The following is a 17,564-nucleotide window of genomic DNA, read 5'->3' on the forward strand; positions in this document are numbered from 1 at the left end:
CTTTTGATTTTTTTATATTAATTTAATTATTTTTTTTAGCACATTATTTTATTTTATTTCCATACATCATTTTTGATTTTAAAATAGTTACTAGTTTTAAATTTAGGTAATTTTCCCATTTCTTTTTGTTCATTATAATCTTGTGTAACTTTAAAAGCTACATTAGATAACATTAATATAGCGATAAGATTAATTAGAGTCATAAAACCCATTGAAAGATCTGCTAATTTCCATACAAATGGCATTTCTGTGATAGATCCAAAAATAATCATAATTAAGGTTCCTATTCTTAGGATATACAATTTAATTTTATAATTTTTTTCTAAAAAAATCATATTACTTTCTGCATATGCATAGTTTGCTATAATAGATGTAAATGCGAAGAAAAAAATAGCAATTGCTATAAAATATTTTCCCCATTCTCCAATGACTAAAGAAAGTGCTTTTTGAGTTAATTCAATCCCACTAATAGATTGATTAGTATCTAAAGCACCAGATAAAATTATTATTATTGCAGTTGCGCTACAAATAACAATAGTATCTACAAATACACCTAACATTTGTATATATCCTTGAGAAGCAGGATGAGGTGGATAAGGAGTTGCTGCAGCAGCTGCATTTGGTGAAGAACCCATCCCTGCTTCATTAGAAAATAATCCTCTTTGTATTCCTTGTATCATAGATTGATATACAGTATATCCCATGATACCTCCTATTGCTTTTTGATATCCAAAAGCTTCTTTAATTATTAATAAAAAAATATCTTTTAATTGTGCTATATGAGTTATCATAATCCATATTGCTAATGTTAAGTATGATATAGCCATAATTGGAACAACAAATTCTGCAATACGTGCTATAAATTTAAATCCTCCAAATATGATTATTCCACAAGTTACGGATAATATAATTCCTATGTAGTGTGGCTTAAATTTAAATGCAAAAGAAGCAGCTTGTGCTATAGAATTAGATTGTACTGCATTGAAAATTAAACCAAATGATAGTATTAAAAATATAGAAAATAATACACCAAGCCAAGGCATATCTAAACCATTTTTTATATAATATGCAGGACCACCTCGATAATTTCCATCTATATCTTTAATTTTATATAATTGTGCTAATGTGTTTTCTATAAAAGATGTTGCCATTCCTATTACTGCTATTATCCACATCCAAAATATAGCACCTGGACCTCCTGCAGTCAGTGCAATAGCAATTCCAGTTAAATTTCCAGTGCCAACTCTTGCAGCTAATGTTGTACATAATGCTTGAAATGAAGATATACCGTAAGAATTAGATTTATTACTTTCTCTTAATAAAGAGAACATATGTCTAAAATGTCTAAATTGAATAAATTTTGTACCAAAAGTAAAATATAAACCAACACCAATTAATAAATAGATCAGTATTTTACCCCAGAAAATATTATTTAAATTATCTACTATTTCTGTCATAATATTTATCTCATGTTAATATGATATATAATTTAAATAATAAATTTTAAAAATAAGTTTATATATAAAATAAATATTTTTTTAAAAATTTAAAAGATAATTTTTTATAGTCACCATTATATTCTATTAATAATTATAAAACTAGAAAAATATTTTTTTGGTATATTAGAGCTTTATTTAAAGAATATATATGATATTTGAATCATGAAATTATATAAAATATTTTTTAAAATTCATTAAACGAAAATAACGATTTTGTTTTTTTATAAACATTATATATTTAAAAAACATAAAAATATTATTTATATATAATATGGATTATAATTAGTATTTAATAATGTTTAAATATTTTAAATTTTTATTCATATTAATCATACTCAATTATAAATTAATATATGTATTTAAATTGGATAGAGTTTTTTATTTATTTTTTGATAATTTTTATAATTATTATCCATATTTTTCTTGAGAGAAGATCAGTTTCTAATATTTTAATGTGGATTTTTTTTATTTACATTTTTCCTATTGTTGGAGTAATTATTTATTCATTTTTTAATGAATTTTATTTTTTTAAAAATAAAAATATTAAAGTTAAAAGAAAAAAATTTTTAGTTAGATTTTATTCAAAAAAACTTAATAAATTTATTTATAATCATCAAACTAATAATAGTGTATTTAATTTTTTATTTAATTTGTGTAAAAAAGAACAAGGTACTTTAGGAATCAAAGGAAATAAAATTACTTTATTAAGTAATTATAAAACTTCGTTGTCTAATATAATTAGAGATATTGATGCAGCTTCACATAGTATAGAAATGGTTTTTTATATTTGGCATGTTGGAGGTTTAGTTAATAAGGTATCAGAAGCTTTAATTAATGCATCTATTCGTGGAGTTAGATGTAAAGTTTTAATTGATTCTTTTGGAAGTTGGATGTTTTTTTATACTAGTCTTTTTAAAAAAATGCGTAAATCTGGTATTACTATTATCAAATGTCTTAAGATAAATTTTTTTTATTTTTTGTTTCATCGTATTGATTTTAGACAACATAAAAAGATGATTATTATTGATCATAATATATCTTATGTTGGAAGTATGAATATGGTTGATCCATATTTTTTTAAAAAAAAAAAAAATATTGGTCCTTGGATTGATATTTTAATTAGAATACAGGGTCCATTTTCTTCTGTTTTGAGTGTAATGTATGCTTTTGATTGGGAAATGGAAACTGGCGAAAAACTATACACTTCATTGTTAAATAAGAAATATTTTTTTAAAAAAAAAAATACAAATAATATGATTCAGTTAGTTACATCAGGACCTGGATATTCAAAAAAATTAATTCAACAAGTATTAGTTACAGCAATATTTTCAGCTAAAAGAAAATTAATTTTAACTACCCCTTATTTTGTTCCTACTAATTATTTAGTATATGCTCTCTGTGCTGCAGCTATGAGAGGTGTAGAAGTTTTAATTATTCTTCCAAAAAAAACAAATTCTTTTTTAGTTAATTGGGCTAGTCGATCATTTTATACTGAATTATTAGAAGCTGGAGTAAAAATTTATCAATTTAAAAATGGAATGTTACATACAAAGAGTATTTTAGTTGACAATCAATTGAGTTTAGTTGGTTCTTTTAATTTAGATATACGTAGTTTTTGGTTAAATTTTGAAATTACAGTTATTATTGAAGACGAAATTTTTGGAAAACATTTAAATATTGTACAATACGATTATCTTTCTAATTCAACTCCAATTTTAAAAAATCAATGGAAAAAAAGACCAGCTTGGAATTATATTTTAGAACAAATTTGTTATTTTTTTAGTCCATTTTTATAGAAATTTATTTTTTTTATTATTGTTTTGTCATATAAAACAAACTAAGATTAAAAGAATAAAGTATAAAAAAATTAAAAATAATTAATTATTTCATGAATTTACCTAAGATATTTAAAATAAAACACTTTAAAATTATATCGATTGGAAGTTCTATAGGAACTGGATTATTTATTATTTCTAGTAAAGTAATATCTTACCCTAGTTCAGGAATTATTTTTATATCATGCTTATTACTTGGGTTAATGGTATATTTTTTAATGAATAATTTAGGAGAGCTATCTACATATTCATTATATAAAAATTCATTTTCTACTTATGGTTCAAAGTATGTGGATGAAGCATTTGGTTTTGCATTAGGATGGAACTATTGGTATAACTGGGTAATTACTATAGCAATAGATTTAATTTCTGCACAATTGGTGATGCGTTATTGGTTTCCTATGATCGATGGATGGATTTGGAGTTTGATATTTCTTGTTTTAATATTTGTTTTGAATTTTTTTTCAACGAAAGGATTTTGTAAAATAGAATATTTGTTTTCAATAATGAAAATCATTACAATAATATTTTTTTTTGTTATTAGTTTATTAATTATTTTAAATTTTTTTCAAATTAAAGAACAATTGAGATTTTCTAATCAAATTTTAGTAGAATCTATATCTATTTTTGATAAATTGTCTACAATGATTAATATCATTATTCTTATTGGTTTTTCTTTTCAAGGGATTGAATTAATAATTTTAGTTTCTAAAGAAACTAAAATTTCTAGAAATATTATAGCTAATACAATTAATAAAATATTTTTATTAATTTTTTTATTTTATTTTATTTCCATTGTTTTTCTTACATTGATTATTCCACATACTGATTGTCGTTTATTAACAAATTATACTTCTTCTTATTTAGTTGTAAGTCCTTTTACAATTATTTTTGAAAAAACTGGATTAATATTTATTCCATCCTTTATGAATATTATTATTTTAATAGTGTTGTTGTCTGCAGGTAATTCTGGTATGTATGCTTCAACCAGAATATTATATATTTTATCTTGTGAAGGTAAAGCTCCTAAATTTTTATCCTTTTTATCTAAAAAAGGAGTACCTCAATATTCTTTAATATTCACTTTTTTATTCTCTGGATTATGTATTTTGCTTTCTTTATTAGAAAATCAAATTGTATATTCTTATCTAATTAATATATCTGCTACTACTGGATTTATTGCTTGGTTTGGAATAATGCTTTGTCATTATAGATTTAGAAAAGGATATATCCAAAATGGATATAAACTTAAAAATTTATCCTATTATGATAAATTTTATCCTATTAGTACAATATACAATTTTATATTATTTTGTTTTATATTTCTTGGTCAATATTATTTTGTATTTAAAAAATCTATGACTTGGGATACATTTTTATTTAACGAAATAGGAATTTTAATTTTTTTAATTATATGGGGTTTATTTAAATTTTTTAATAAAACAAAAATAATATCATATAAAGATATGAAGTTCTTTTAAAAATATTTTTTCAGGGGTGGAGAGAATCGAACTCTCAACTTCCGATTTTGGAGACCGGTATTCTTCCATTTAAATTACACCCCTTTTTTTTATATTGGCGGTGCGGACGGGATTTGAACCCGCGACCTCCGGCGTGACAGGCCGATATTCTAACCAACTGAACTACCGCACCATAATATATTGATTATATGTTGACATAATTAATAATTTTCGTCCCCTAGGGGATTTGAACCCCTGTTACCGCCGTGAAAGGGCGAGGTCCTAGTCCTCTAGACGAAGGGGACAGTAAATAAATAACAGTCAAAAAAATGTATTTATCTATATTTTAAAATGTATTATTTAATACATAAAAAAGTTAATTAATTTTTAAATAAAACGAATATTAAATTAATAAATATTTAATTCAAACGAATATAATATTAATAGTAATATTAATCAAGAAGTTTTTTATAATAAAAACTATAATTCTCCTACTTTTTTTGAAAATTCTTGAACTTTTTTCCAATTTGTATATTCATATTTTTGATTAATATTAATTTTATTTCCAGAAATTTGCATTATTATTTTAATAATGAAAATTTCATACCATTTATAATTTTTAAAATTTAAACTTCCTGCAAATACATCGATAATTTTAGGTTTCCATAAAGTATTTTTTAAAAATTTTTTCATATAAAAATTAGTTTGAACTGTGTTTTTTTCTTTTTTTCTAGCAAGTAAATTCACTCCAAAAAAAGCAGTAGGTATGTTGTTTAGATAGCGTACGTTTTGATTAATATACTTTAAAAAACTGTATTGAAAATTACCATAATAGACAGCAGCTCCTATGACGATTTTATCATAAAGCAATAATTTTTTATCTTTATTTTCGTTAAAAGTTATTTTTTTTATTTTACATTTTTTTTCTTTATTTATTAAATATTTATAAATATTTAATATAATTTTTTTCGTTTGACCATTTTTTCCAGAATACATTAATAAAAAATTCATTATTTATTGTCTTTAATAATTATTATTTATAAAATAATAGCATTATTTTTTCCAAAATGTTGAAGTAAAGAGTACGAGTAGAGTAAATATTTCTAATCGTCCGAGTAACATGATAATAATTAAAATCCATTTTCCTATAGGATTAATATGACTAAAGTTTTCTGCAACGCTTCCTAATCCAGGACCAAGATTATTAAGTGTAGCTATAACAGATGAAAAAGAAGAAAATTCATCTATTCCAGTTCCAATAAGTAGTATAAAACTGATAAAAAATATTAAACAATAAGCTGAAAAAAAACTCCATATTGCTTCAGTTGTTTGCTTTGGTATTGCTTTATCTCCCAATTTAATTGTATAAATAGCATTTGGATGTACTATTCTTTTTAGTTCTATAGAACTTTGTAAAAATAATAATAAAATTCGGATTACTTTCATTCCTCCACCTGTAGATCCCGCACATCCTCCTATAAAAGAAGATGATAATAATAATGTTGGTAAAAAAAGTGGCCAATTTGAAAATTGTTCTGTTGAAAATCCAGCTGTTGTTGTTAATGAAATGACCTGAAACAAAGCATGATTTAAAGATTCTAATATAGAATTATAAACAGAATAATATGCAAGAATAATTGTAGTAATAATTATTAAGATCAATTGAAATATAATAAAAAAACGAAATTCTGGATCATTCCAATAAATTTTCATTTTTTCTCCTGATAATAATAAAAAATGTAGAGTAAAATTTGATCCAGAAATGATTAAAAAAATAGAAATCACTATATTGATAATAGGACTATTAAAATATCCGATATTTTTATCGTGAGTAGAAAATCCTCCAATAGAAATTGTAGAAAAGCTATGTGTTATAGCATCAAATAAATCCATTCCAACTATCCATAAAATAAAAGTACAAACTATGGTTAATAGTACGTATATTAACCATAATATTTTTGCAGTTTCTGCAATTCTAGGTAACATTTTATTTTTTTTAATAGTTCTTGAAACTTCTGCACGGTATAATTGTATGCCTTCCCCTATTCCTAACAAAGGTAAAATAGTTACAGCTAAAACAATTATTCCCATTCCGCCTAACCATTGTAACATTTGTCTATAAAATAATATGGATTTCGGTAATAAATCCAAATTAATTAAATTAGTAGCACCAGTTGTTGTTAATCCAGAAAACGATTCAAAACAAGAATCAGTAATATTTAAATTTAAATTATTAGAAAGTGCAAAGGGTAAGGATCCTATAGTTCCTAGTACTATCCAAAAAAGTGTAACTATTAGACAAGCGTCTTTAGGTTTTAATTGATATTTAATTTTATTATTTGGAACCCAAAGTGATAAACCGACAATTAATATTATAAAAAATATTTTAATAAAAATATGTCCTTCTTGATCTTGATAAATAAAGGAGATTATTGCAGGAATTATCATAGTAATCGAAAATAATACTATTAATAAACCAATAATACGTAATATGGCTCGAAAATACATAAATAATTTATCCAAATATTGCTTATAAAAGCATAAATATGATTTTTTTATTATATTTAATAATATTAGAAATTATTTAATTAGACAATTATATAATATTTTTATATAATAATTTCATTAATAGAATAAATACTATTTACATAAATAGTATTTATTCTATATTAGAGTAATATGAAAAAATATGATTTAAGAAAATTTATTATTTTTTTGGAAAAAAAAAATAAATTAAAAAAGATTAATTTGTCTGTTGATCCATTTTTAGAAATGACTGAAATATCTTACAGAACATTAAAAAAAAATGGTCCCGCTTTATTATTTGAAAATCCAAAAGGATTTTCAATGCCAGTTTTGTGCAATTTATTTGGTAATATTGAAAGAATTTTAATGAGTATAGGCAAACCTGATCTCAGTTCTTTAAGTGAATTTGGTAAATTATTAGCTTTTTTGAAAGAACCTAAACCGCCTAAAAATTTTAGTGATTTTTTTAATAATTGGTCAAAATTTAAACAAATTTTATATATGCCAACTAAAACAGTTTATTCTGCTGTTTGTCAAGAGCAAATATTTAAATTTGAAGAAGTTAATCTTTTTGATATACCTATAATGCATTGTTGGCCAAAAGATATAGCTCCTTTGATTACATGGGGTATTGTAATTACAGAAAATATTAAAATGAAAAGATATAATTTAGGAGTTTATAGACAACAATTATTAAATAAAAATAAGCTTATTATTAGATGGTTACCAAATAGAGGAGGAGCATTAGATTTTATTCAATGGAAAAAAAAATATTCATTAAAACCGTTTCCAGTATCTATTGTTTTAGGTGCAGAACCAGCAGTTATTTTTTCTGCAATTGTTCCTATTCCAAATCATTTATCTGAATATTCTTTTGCAGGATTATTAAAAGGATCACGTTCAAAAGTAGTAAAATGTATTTCTAATAATCTTGAAGTTCCTGTAAATTCTGAAATTATTTTAGAAGGATATATTAATCCTAATGAAGTTGCTAATGAAGGTCCATATGGTGATCATACTGGCTATTATAATATGGTTGATAAATTTCCTGTATTTACAGTTACACATATAACACAAAGAAAAAAACCAATTTATCACTCTACTTATACAGGACGTCCACCAGATGAACCTTCAATTTTAGGAAGTGTATTAAATGAGATCTTTGTTCCAATTATACAGAAACAGTATCCCGAAATTTTAGATTTTTATTTACCTCCTGAAGGATGTTCGTATCGTTTAGGAATTGTTACTATAAAAAAGCAATATCCTGGTCAGGCGAAATATATTATGATGGGAATATGGTCTTATTTGAAGCAATTTATGTATACTAAAATAATTATTGTTTGTGATGAAGATATCAATGCACGAAATTGGAAAGATGTTATTTGGGCTATTAGTACTAGATTAGATCCAAAGAGAGATGTTTTAATTATTGAAAATACACCAATTGATTATTTAGATTTTGCTTCTCCTCTTTCTGGATTAGGATCAAAAATTGGATTAGATGCTACTAATAAACTTCCAGGAGAAACAGTACGTGAATGGGGTGAACCTATTTTAATGAAAAAAGAAATTAAAGAAAAAATTGATAAAATTTGGGAGAAACTATCTATTTTTTAGTATTTAATAAATATTTTTTTAAATGTTATTACAATATGTTAAATTTTTAATTTCTTTCCAAGCATATTTTAGAAAAATTAAACTTAAAATCAAAAATATAATTGAAATTGTTTTCAAAGCAGATATGTATGAAAAAATAGAAGTAAAAAACATTACTACACTTATAGTAAGAAAAAAATAAGTTTTTGTTTTATTTTTTTCAATTTTAACATAAGTAAATGAAAAATGATTTATACTATGGCATAAATATTGATTATATTTTAATGTATTATAAATAAAATTAGGAATTTCTGGAATTTTTTTGTTCCATGAAAGAAAGTTTTTATTATATGTATTAATTTTATTTTGATTTCTAAATTCAAAATTTAGCCATTTTTCTAAAAATGGTTTAGCAGTTTTCCATAAATTTAATTCCGGATATATTTGTTTGCCTAAACCTTCTATATAGATTAGAGTTTTTTGAAATAGAAATAATTGAGGTTGAATTTTGATATTAAAATGATTTGCTATTTTAAATAAGTTTAATAATATATAACCAAATGAAATATCTTTAAATGATTTTTTAAAAATTGGATCAAAAATGTTTTCAATAGACGAAACAAAATTCTCTAAATTAATATTTGAAGGAATTAAACTTTTTGTAATATTTAATTCAGCAATTTTATAGTAGTCACGATTAAAAAAAGCAATAAAATTTTCTGCTAAATATAATTTATCTTTTTCAGTTAAAGTTCCTATAATTCCACAATCTATTGCAATATATTTTGGATTATTAGGATTACTTTTTGAAACAAAAATATTTCCAGAATGCATATCAGCATGAAAAAAATTATTATAAAAAACTTGTATAAGAAAAATTTTTACCCCTCTTTCTGCTAATAATTTCAAATTTATTTTTTCTTCTTTTATTTTTTTTATGTTTGAAATTGGAATACCATATATACGTTCCATCACTATAACATTTTTTCTACAATGTTTTAAATAAATTTTTGGTATATATAAAATATTGCTGTTTTTAAAATTATTTCTTAATTTAATTGTATTAAATGCTTCATTAAGTAAATTTAATTCTTTAATTAAAATTTTTTTATATTCTGAAACAATATCTTTTAAATATATTTTTTTTTTTGAATATATCCAATTAAACCAATTTGCAAAAAGATACATCAAATTGATATCTATTTTTATTGTTTTTAAGATATTAGGTTTAATAATTTTAATAATAATTTTTTTATTATTTTTTTTTAATTTTGCAGTATGAATTTGTGAGATTGATGCAGAAGCTAATGGATTTTGATCAAAATCGTCAAAATATTTTTCAATAGGATATCCGAATGAATTTTCAATTTTTTTTTTAGCTAAACTACCATCAAAATAATTAACTTTATCTTGTAATTTTTCTAAATTTAAGATCATTTTTTTAGAAAAAAGATCTTTTCTTGTAGAAAGCATTTGTCCTAATTTAATCCAAATAGGACCTAATTTTTCTAATGCTAAAAATAAACGTTTTTCTAAAGAATTTGTAATGTTTTTCTTTTTAATCCAAAAAAAACTACTGCATATTATTCTTAATAAAAAAGTATTTTTTTTTTTTGGAATAAATTTGTTTAGTCTATAGTAACAAATTGTTTTAATAATAAATAAAAATCTTTTAATTTCTTTTTTTTTCAATTATCATCCTAAATGATATTTTTATATATTCTTTTAAAATATGATAATAGAAATATTATCATATTTTTTATAAATAAACAGATTTTATATAAATAAAGATATATTATTTTTTTTTATAGTTTGAAGCATTTATGCAAAGCTACTATTCCTCCAAATATATTGATATATGATACTTCTTGAAATCCAATTGACATTATTTTTTTTTTTAAAATATTTTGATTAGGATGAAGATAAATAGATTCAGCAAGATATTGATAACTTTTACTATCATTAACGAAAATTTTACCGAGAATTGGTAATAAATAAAAAGAATAAATATTAAATATTTTTGATAAAAGTGAATAAGTAGGTTTAGAAAATTCTAATATTAATAATCTACCTCCAGGTTTTAAAATTCTAAAAATAGATTTCAATGCATTTTCTTGGTTAACAATATTACGTAATCCAAAAGATAAAACTATACAATCAAAATAATTTGAACAAAATGGTAAATTTTCTGCGTTAGCTTGAATATAGTATATATTTTTAATTATTCCTAAATTTCTTAATTTTTTTCTTCCTATATTTAACATAATCTGATTAATGTCAGTTAATATAATTTTTCCTTTTTTTCCTATTTTTTTTGCGATTTTTATACTTAGATCTCCTGTACCGCTTGCTAAATCTAAAATCTTCATTTTATTTTTAATTCCAATATGTTTAATAGTATATTGCTTCCATATTCTATGTAATCCATAAGACATAATATCATTCATGAAATCATATTTTTTAGCGACCGAGTTAAAAACAGAATCAACAAGTTTTTTTTTTTGTATTTTATTTATTTTTTTCAATTTTTCTATTTTTTTTTTCATTTTTTAAGAAAATATTTTTTGTTTAATTTTAATAAAATATCAATTTGACTTTATTATTTGATCTAAAAATTCTGAATTAATAGGACGTTTAATTCGAATCCCTAATTTTTTTAAATTTTCAGTTTGATTAATTAGATTTCCTTTTCCTTCTGCTAATTTTTTAATAATTGATTGATAATGCAATTGCGTTTTATTAAGTGTTTGCCCTAAGATTTGCATATCGTCAACTAATAATCTAATTTTATCATATATTTTTGAAGCACGTTCTGAAATAATTTTAGAATTTTGATTTTGATTTTCGTAACACCATAAATTATTTATAGTACGAATTATAATCAATAAAGTAGATGGACAAACTAATAAAATATTATTTTTTAATCCTTCATCAATTAGTTCTGGTGCTTCATTTAGTGCTAATAAATAAGCTGATTCTATTGATATAAACATTAATACATAATCTAATGTATTTAATCCTGGTAATTCTTGATAATCTTTTTTACCTAATTCTTTTATATGATTTTTAATTGAATAAATATGTTCTTTCAATGCATGTTTTTTTATTTCTTCGTTTTCACTATTGAAATATTTTTCATATGCTTTTAAAGAAATTTTAGAGTCAATAACAATATTTTTATTTTGTGGTAAATATATTATTACATCTGGTTGAGAACGACGATCAAGACTATTAATATTTACTTGTGTTTTAAATTCATGTCCATTTCTTAAACCTGAATTTTCTAAAATACGAGATAAAATTGTTTCACCCCATGTTCCTTGAATTTTATTGTCTCCTTTCAATGCTTTTGTTAAATTGACAGTTTCCTGAGTAATTTTATTATTTAATTTTTTTAATTCATTAATTTCATAAGATAATTTATAATATTGATGTTCTTCTTTATTAAAATTTTCACATATTTGATTTTTAAAATTGCTTAATTGTTCTCTAAATGGGATAAGCAAGTGTATTAAGTTTTTTTCATTTTCTTTGACATATTTATTGTTATTTTTTTCAAATATTTGATTAGCTAAATTTTCAAATTGTATTTTTATTTTATTTTCATTGTTTTTTAATAATTCTTCTTTTTCTTTAAAAGAATTTCGAGTTTCTTCTAATCTTGTTTTAATTTCTTTTAATTCTAATTCTTTATTTATATTATTTTTTTTTTGTATTTCTAGTTCTTTTTTTATATTTATATATTTTTTTTCTAATTCTATATATTTTGTATAATTTCTTTGATAGTTTTCATTGATTAAATGTATTTTTTGTATTTTTATTTTTTGTTTTTTTATTTTTTTAAGAAGAAAAAATATTGCAATTGAAAATAGAGATTGTATTAACAATAATATGTTTATTGAATTAATATTCAATTTTTTTATACCTTTAAATAAGTATTTATAAGAATTTTATAAAAATAAAAATTGATTAATTACATGATTAAATGAGTTAAAAAAGATCCTGGAGTTAAAATAATTAATGCCCATATCATTGCAGATAATAAATTAAAGATTTGAAAAAAATGTTTAGGCATTGTATAAATACCTGCAATCATTGGTATAATTGCTCTAAATGGCCCAAAGAATCTACCGATAAATATACTATATTTACCCCAACGATTAAAAAAAAGATATCCTTTTTTAAAAAAGGATTCTGAAAAAAATTTATTCCATATTAAAATTATTTTTTTTTTGTAATGATATCCAATCCAGTATGATAACCAATCTCCTAAAAAAGCTCCTATGACAGTTGCAAACCAAATTGGAAAAAAGGCAACTCCATTATTATTAATTAAAACACTGATACTTATGAGTATCAGTGTAGATGGTAATATTAATGAAATAATTGCTAATGATTCTAGAAAAGATAATATAAATACAAAAAATATTATTAAATTTTGATATGTATTAGCTAGTTTCAGAATATAGTTAAAAGTTATTGAAATCATTAAAGTTAAAAATAATTGTATATTTTAAATGTATATTTTATAACATGTTTTTTGTTGTATATATATTCCTAATATTATATTTTAATTATTAAAACCAAACTATATGGTTACTTCTATAAATGTGATATATGTAGAAACAATATACTATTAATTTTATTTTTATATTGAAATATATTTATTTTTATGTGATAAATATATAAATTTTTTTAATTTTAGAATATTAGGTATATATTATATGTTTTTTTTTTAAAAAAGAAAAAAAAGCATTATTTTTTTTATTTATTTTTATTATTTATTTATGCATAAATTCTATTTTTTCTACAAAAATAGAAGTAGGTTTTTCCCCAGGAGGTTCAGCAAAAAAAATAATTGTTAGATCTATTCAATCTTCATTAAAATCAATTAATCTTGCAACATATACTTTTACAAATTATTCAATTGCATCAGAGTTAATTAAGGCAAAAGAAAGAGGAGTTCTTGTTAATGTTATTGTTGATTATAAAAATAGTAAAAATTATTCTTCTATTTTAAAATTTTTAAAAAAAAATGGTGTATTTGTAAAAATATGTAAAAAATATAGTATTATGCATAATAAATTTTTGATTGTTGACGGAAAAACAATAGTTACTGGATCATTTAATTATACATATAATGCTCATTTACGTAATGCGGAAAATGTAATATATATTAGAAATAATTTTTATGTTTCTAAAAATTATTTAAAAGAATTTTATCGATTATGGAATGAATCTTATTTATTTTTTTAAGTTAAATATTTTTTATTGATAATTTTGTTTTTTATTCAATTTGGAGGAGTGGCCGAGTGGCTGAAGGCAGTGGTCTTGAAAACCACCAATAGTAAACTATTCGAGAGTTCGAATCTCTCCTCCTCCGAAGTTTGTGATATGTTTATTTATAAAACAATTTATTTACTATGAAATAGTATTCGCATTTATTATATAAATCGCCTATTATATAAATATATTTTTATGTATGTTGGAATATATAAATGAAAACTTTTAATGCTAAACTAGAAAATATAACTAGAAATTGGTATATTATTGATGCTGAAAAAAAAAAATTAGGTTATTTAAGTTCTAAAGTAGTACATTATTTAAAAGGTAAACATAAAGTTGAATATACTCCTCATGTAGATGTTGGTGATTTTATTATTATTATTAACGCGAAAAAAATTGTTTTGACAGGTAAAAAAAAAATAAAAAAAATATATTATAGGCATAGTGGTTATGTTGGTGGATTAAAAAAAAGAAAATTTAATGAAGTTATTTCAAAAAATCCTGAATATATTCTTCAACATTCCATTAAAGGTATGTTGCCAAAAGGTCCACTTGGAAGAATAATATATCGTAAATTAAAAATTTATTCTGATGATAGACATTTTCATAATGCACAAAAACCAAAATTTCTTGAGATTTAGAAATGAATAACAATAATACCTATTATTATGCAACTGGACGAAGAAAAAGTGCATCTGCTCGTGTTTTTTTAAAAAAAGGTGTTGGAAATTTAATAATAAATAAGAAAAAATTAGATATTTATTTTCGAAGAAAAACATCACATTGTTTAATTAAACAACCTTTAAAAATAGTAAAAATGTTAGAATCGTTTGATTTATATATTACTGTAAAAGGTGGTGGTATTTCAGGACAAGTTGATGCTATTAGACATGGAATTACACGAGCATTATTAAAATATAATGAGTCTTTTCGTGCAATTTTAAGAAAATTAGGATTAATTACTCGTGATTCTCGTATAGTCGAACGTAAAAAAGTAGGTTTAAGAAAAGCACGTTGTAGACCACAATATTCTAAGCGTTAAATATAGTAGTTTTTTAAAGATAAATATTCATTTTATTAGGTTTAATTAAACCTACCTCTTAATAAGAGGTAGGTTTTTAGATTTATTTTTTTATTTTAAATATAACTATTTAAAATCCTACCTTAATATCTCTTGAACAAAGAGTATATCTATTACATTGAAAATATTTTTTTATTGATGATATTGATAAATATCAATTTTTTTAAAAATAAAAGATGATATATTGCTAAAACATTTTTAAACGGAGTATTTTATGTCTATTATGAGTAATAAACATTCAATTATAACATTATTTTCAGGAGAAACAGACATTTATAGTCATCAAGTACGTATTGTTTTAGCTGAAAAAGGAATTAGTGTAGAAATAGAAAATATAGATTTTAAAAATCTACCCCAATATTTTATTAAAATAAATCCTTATAGAACAATTCCTACGTTAGTAGACAGAGAATTAATATTATATGATTCTAGAATAATTATGGAATATTTAGATGAACGTTTTCCACATCCACCTTTAATGCCTGTTTATCCTGTAGCTCGTGGTAGCAGTCGTTTAATGATGTATCATATACAAAGAAATTTATATTCTTTAATATCTAAAATAGATAAGAAAGATTTAAATTCTAATTTTGCATCTAAAAAATTAAAAAAAGAATTATTATCGATTTCAGAAATATTTAAAGAAATGCCTTTTTTTATGAGTCAAGAATTTAGTCTAGTTGATTGCTATTTAGCTCCATTATTATGGAGATTACCTTTATTAAAGGTTAATATTCAAGAAAATGAAAATACTAAAGACATTATTTTTTATATGAATCGTATATTTCAACGTAATTCTTTTATTACTTCTTTAACAGAATCTGAATATGAAATGCAATTTTTTAATAAAAAAAATAATATAACATATAAAAACTAGCATAATATTGTTATATCAAACTATGCTAGTTTTTTTATTTTATTGAGCGGGAAACGAGATTTGAACTCGCGACCCCGACCTTGGCAAGGTCGTGCTCTACCTACTGAGCTATTCCCGCACAAAATAGTATAAGGGTACTATCCAGATAGTATCTTACTAAAAAGTCAATATTCTGTATATAATTAATTTAATTATTTTTTATTTTATTTGAATAAAGTTATTTTTGTAGAATATTAATTCTTTAATAGAATACTCTACATCAATTAATGCTTGGTGAGTGTTTTTTTTTGAAAATTTTTTTAATAATTCTGGTTTCCAAAGTCTAACTAATCCTTTTAAAGTACTTACATCTATGTATCTATAATGAAAATATTTTTCTAATTTTGGCATATATTTAAACAAAAAACGACGATCCTGAGCTATACTATTTCCACAAATTGGAGAAAATCCTTTTGGTACCCATTTTTTTAAAAAATTTATTGTTTTTTGTTCTGCTTTTTGTTCATTATATTGACTGTTTTCAACTCTATTTATTAACCCTGTTTCATTATGAATTTTTTTATTCCAATTATCCATTAATGATAATTGTTTTTTTGATTGATAAATTGCAATTGTTGGTCCTTTTTCTAATATTTCTAGATATTTATTAGTGATAATTGTTGCTATTTCAATAATTTTGTCTTTTTCAGGGTTGAGTCCAGTCATTTCCAAATCAATCCAAATTAAATTTTTCTTATTAAGAATATTCATGTATATATTTTATATAGTTAAAGAATTAAAAAACCTAGTTATATATTAATTTAAATTAATATTTCCAACTCCATATATTTGTTGGAGTAATAATTTCAGGTAAAGGAATATCCCATGCTGTTGTTGGCAATTTTTCAATAAAAGAAAAATCATATGTTAATCCAATGGGATAAAAATTTTTTTCTTTCCAATTTAATAATAATTTATCGTAAAATCCACCACCCATTCCTAATCTGTATCCTCTTTTATCAAAAGCAACTATAGGGACAAAAACAACATCTAGTTTTTTTATTGAAATTATTTTACCTTTATTATAAGGTATTTCTTTAATATTGAAAATATTTTTTTTGAAAGTTATTTTTTTATTATATTTTAGAAAATATAATTGATTGTAAGGATTAATACTAGGTAAATAAATATTTTTTTTTAAAATTCTTATTAAATTATTTGTTGGAATTTCTCCATCAAAAGACATAAAACAACCAATATTTTTTGAAGATTGAATTAATTTATGTTTAATAATTTTTTTTATAATATTTTTTTCTTCTATTTTTTTTTGATCATTTGTTAAATTTTTTCTATATTTTCTAAATAAGATTCTAATTTTTTGTTTTTTTTTTTCTATTTTTTTAAATTTCATTGAATTATTCA

16 protein-coding genes and 5 tRNA genes are annotated in these 17,564 nt (G+C 22.1%); 8 read left to right on the forward strand and 13 right to left on the reverse strand.

Annotated features, from left to right (window positions below; translation table 11 throughout):
* Positions 1-53: 53 nt before the first annotated feature.
* Positions 54-1,457, reverse strand: a complete 1,404-nt coding sequence (locus RA161_00650) for a sodium:alanine symporter family protein (protein WMY97575.1) — start codon at positions 1,455-1,457, stop codon at positions 54-56.
* Positions 1,458-1,852: 395 nt separating this feature from the next.
* On the opposite strand from RA161_00650, the gene cls reads away from it, so the two are divergent.
* Entirely contained in the window at positions 1,853-3,295 is a 1,443-nt protein-coding gene (gene cls, locus RA161_00655) for a cardiolipin synthase (protein WMY97576.1), read from the forward strand.
* A 92-nt stretch (positions 3,296-3,387) separates the two neighbouring features.
* Positions 3,388-4,815, forward strand: a complete 1,428-nt coding sequence (locus RA161_00660; protein ID WMY97577.1) for an amino acid permease — start codon at positions 3,388-3,390, stop codon at positions 4,813-4,815.
* A gap of 11 nt (positions 4,816-4,826) precedes the next feature.
* Here RA161_00660 and RA161_00665 read toward each other — a convergent pair.
* From RA161_00665 to RA161_00685, 5 genes are all read right to left on the reverse strand, one after another.
* A tRNA-Trp gene (locus RA161_00665) sits at positions 4,827-4,899 on the reverse strand.
* A gap of 11 nt (positions 4,900-4,910) precedes the next feature.
* Positions 4,911-4,987: transfer RNA gene (locus RA161_00670), tRNA-Asp, on the reverse strand.
* Positions 4,988-5,026: 39 nt separating this feature from the next.
* Positions 5,027-5,099 (reverse strand) — tRNA-Glu (locus tag RA161_00675).
* Between the two features lie 175 nt (positions 5,100-5,274).
* On the reverse strand, positions 5,275-5,805 hold the full coding sequence (gene hemG / locus RA161_00680) for a menaquinone-dependent protoporphyrinogen IX dehydrogenase (protein ID WMY97578.1): 531 nt from the start codon (positions 5,803-5,805) through the stop codon (positions 5,275-5,277).
* Between the two features lie 42 nt (positions 5,806-5,847).
* Entirely contained in the window at positions 5,848-7,302 is a 1,455-nt protein-coding gene (locus RA161_00685; protein ID WMY97579.1) for a TrkH family potassium uptake protein, read from the reverse strand.
* Positions 7,303-7,473: 171 nt separating this feature from the next.
* On the opposite strand from RA161_00685, the gene ubiD reads away from it, so the two are divergent.
* Positions 7,474-8,940, forward strand: coding sequence for a 4-hydroxy-3-polyprenylbenzoate decarboxylase (ubiD, locus tag RA161_00690; protein ID WMY97580.1), 1,467 nt, complete (start codon positions 7,474-7,476; stop codon positions 8,938-8,940).
* An 18-nt stretch (positions 8,941-8,958) separates the two neighbouring features.
* Here the strand turns inward: ubiD and RA161_00695 are convergent, their stop codons facing one another.
* From RA161_00695 to RA161_00710, 4 genes are all read right to left on the reverse strand, one after another.
* Positions 8,959-10,611: an AarF/UbiB family protein gene (locus RA161_00695; protein ID WMY97581.1), complete on the reverse strand. Its 1,653-nt coding sequence runs from the start codon at positions 10,609-10,611 to the stop codon at positions 8,959-8,961.
* 113 nt (positions 10,612-10,724) lie between these two features.
* Complete coding sequence (ubiE, locus tag RA161_00700; protein ID WMY97582.1) at positions 10,725-11,465, reverse strand: bifunctional demethylmenaquinone methyltransferase/2-methoxy-6-polyprenyl-1,4-benzoquinol methylase UbiE; 741 nt, start codon at positions 11,463-11,465, stop codon at positions 10,725-10,727.
* Between the two features lie 39 nt (positions 11,466-11,504).
* A complete protein-coding gene (rmuC, locus tag RA161_00705; GenBank protein WMY97583.1) occupies positions 11,505-12,833 on the reverse strand; it encodes a DNA recombination protein RmuC in 1,329 nt (442 codons plus the stop codon).
* A 59-nt stretch (positions 12,834-12,892) separates the two neighbouring features.
* Entirely contained in the window at positions 12,893-13,408 is a 516-nt protein-coding gene (locus tag RA161_00710; GenBank protein ID WMY97584.1) for a DedA family protein, read from the reverse strand.
* A gap of 401 nt (positions 13,409-13,809) precedes the next feature.
* Here RA161_00710 and RA161_00715 point away from each other — a divergent pair, with 401 nt between their 5' ends.
* From RA161_00715 to sspA, 5 genes are all read left to right on the forward strand, one after another.
* The gene (locus RA161_00715; GenBank protein ID WMY97747.1) at positions 13,810-14,175 is read left to right on the forward strand and encodes a phospholipase D-like domain-containing protein; all 366 of its coding nucleotides are present in this window, start codon (positions 13,810-13,812) and stop codon (positions 14,173-14,175) included.
* Between the two features lie 42 nt (positions 14,176-14,217).
* Positions 14,218-14,302, forward strand: a tRNA-Ser gene (locus RA161_00720).
* A gap of 115 nt (positions 14,303-14,417) precedes the next feature.
* Positions 14,418-14,846 carry a 50S ribosomal protein L13 gene (gene rplM, locus RA161_00725; GenBank protein ID WMY97585.1) on the forward strand — a complete coding sequence of 143 codons (429 nt, stop codon included), beginning with the start codon at positions 14,418-14,420 and terminating at the stop codon, positions 14,844-14,846.
* 2 nt (positions 14,847-14,848) lie between these two features.
* Positions 14,849-15,247 (forward strand): 30S ribosomal protein S9, encoded by a 399-nt coding sequence (gene rpsI, locus RA161_00730; protein WMY97586.1) that lies wholly within the window; start codon positions 14,849-14,851, stop codon positions 15,245-15,247.
* A gap of 253 nt (positions 15,248-15,500) precedes the next feature.
* A complete protein-coding gene (gene sspA / locus RA161_00735; protein WMY97587.1) occupies positions 15,501-16,163 on the forward strand; it encodes a stringent starvation protein SspA in 663 nt (220 codons plus the stop codon).
* Between the two features lie 45 nt (positions 16,164-16,208).
* Here sspA and RA161_00740 read toward each other — a convergent pair.
* From RA161_00740 to RA161_00750, 3 genes are all read right to left on the reverse strand, one after another.
* A tRNA-Gly gene (locus RA161_00740) sits at positions 16,209-16,281 on the reverse strand.
* Positions 16,282-16,361: 80 nt separating this feature from the next.
* Positions 16,362-16,913 carry an oligoribonuclease gene (gene orn, locus RA161_00745; protein WMY97588.1) on the reverse strand — a complete coding sequence of 184 codons (552 nt, stop codon included), beginning with the start codon at positions 16,911-16,913 and terminating at the stop codon, positions 16,362-16,364.
* Positions 16,914-16,968: 55 nt separating this feature from the next.
* Positions 16,969-17,553, reverse strand: a complete 585-nt coding sequence (locus tag RA161_00750) for a 5-formyltetrahydrofolate cyclo-ligase (protein WMY97589.1) — start codon at positions 17,551-17,553, stop codon at positions 16,969-16,971.
* Positions 17,554-17,564 lie beyond the last annotated feature (11 nt).

Source organism: Arsenophonus sp. (assembly GCA_031446085.1).
Classification (GTDB): Bacteria; Pseudomonadota; Gammaproteobacteria; order Enterobacterales; family Enterobacteriaceae.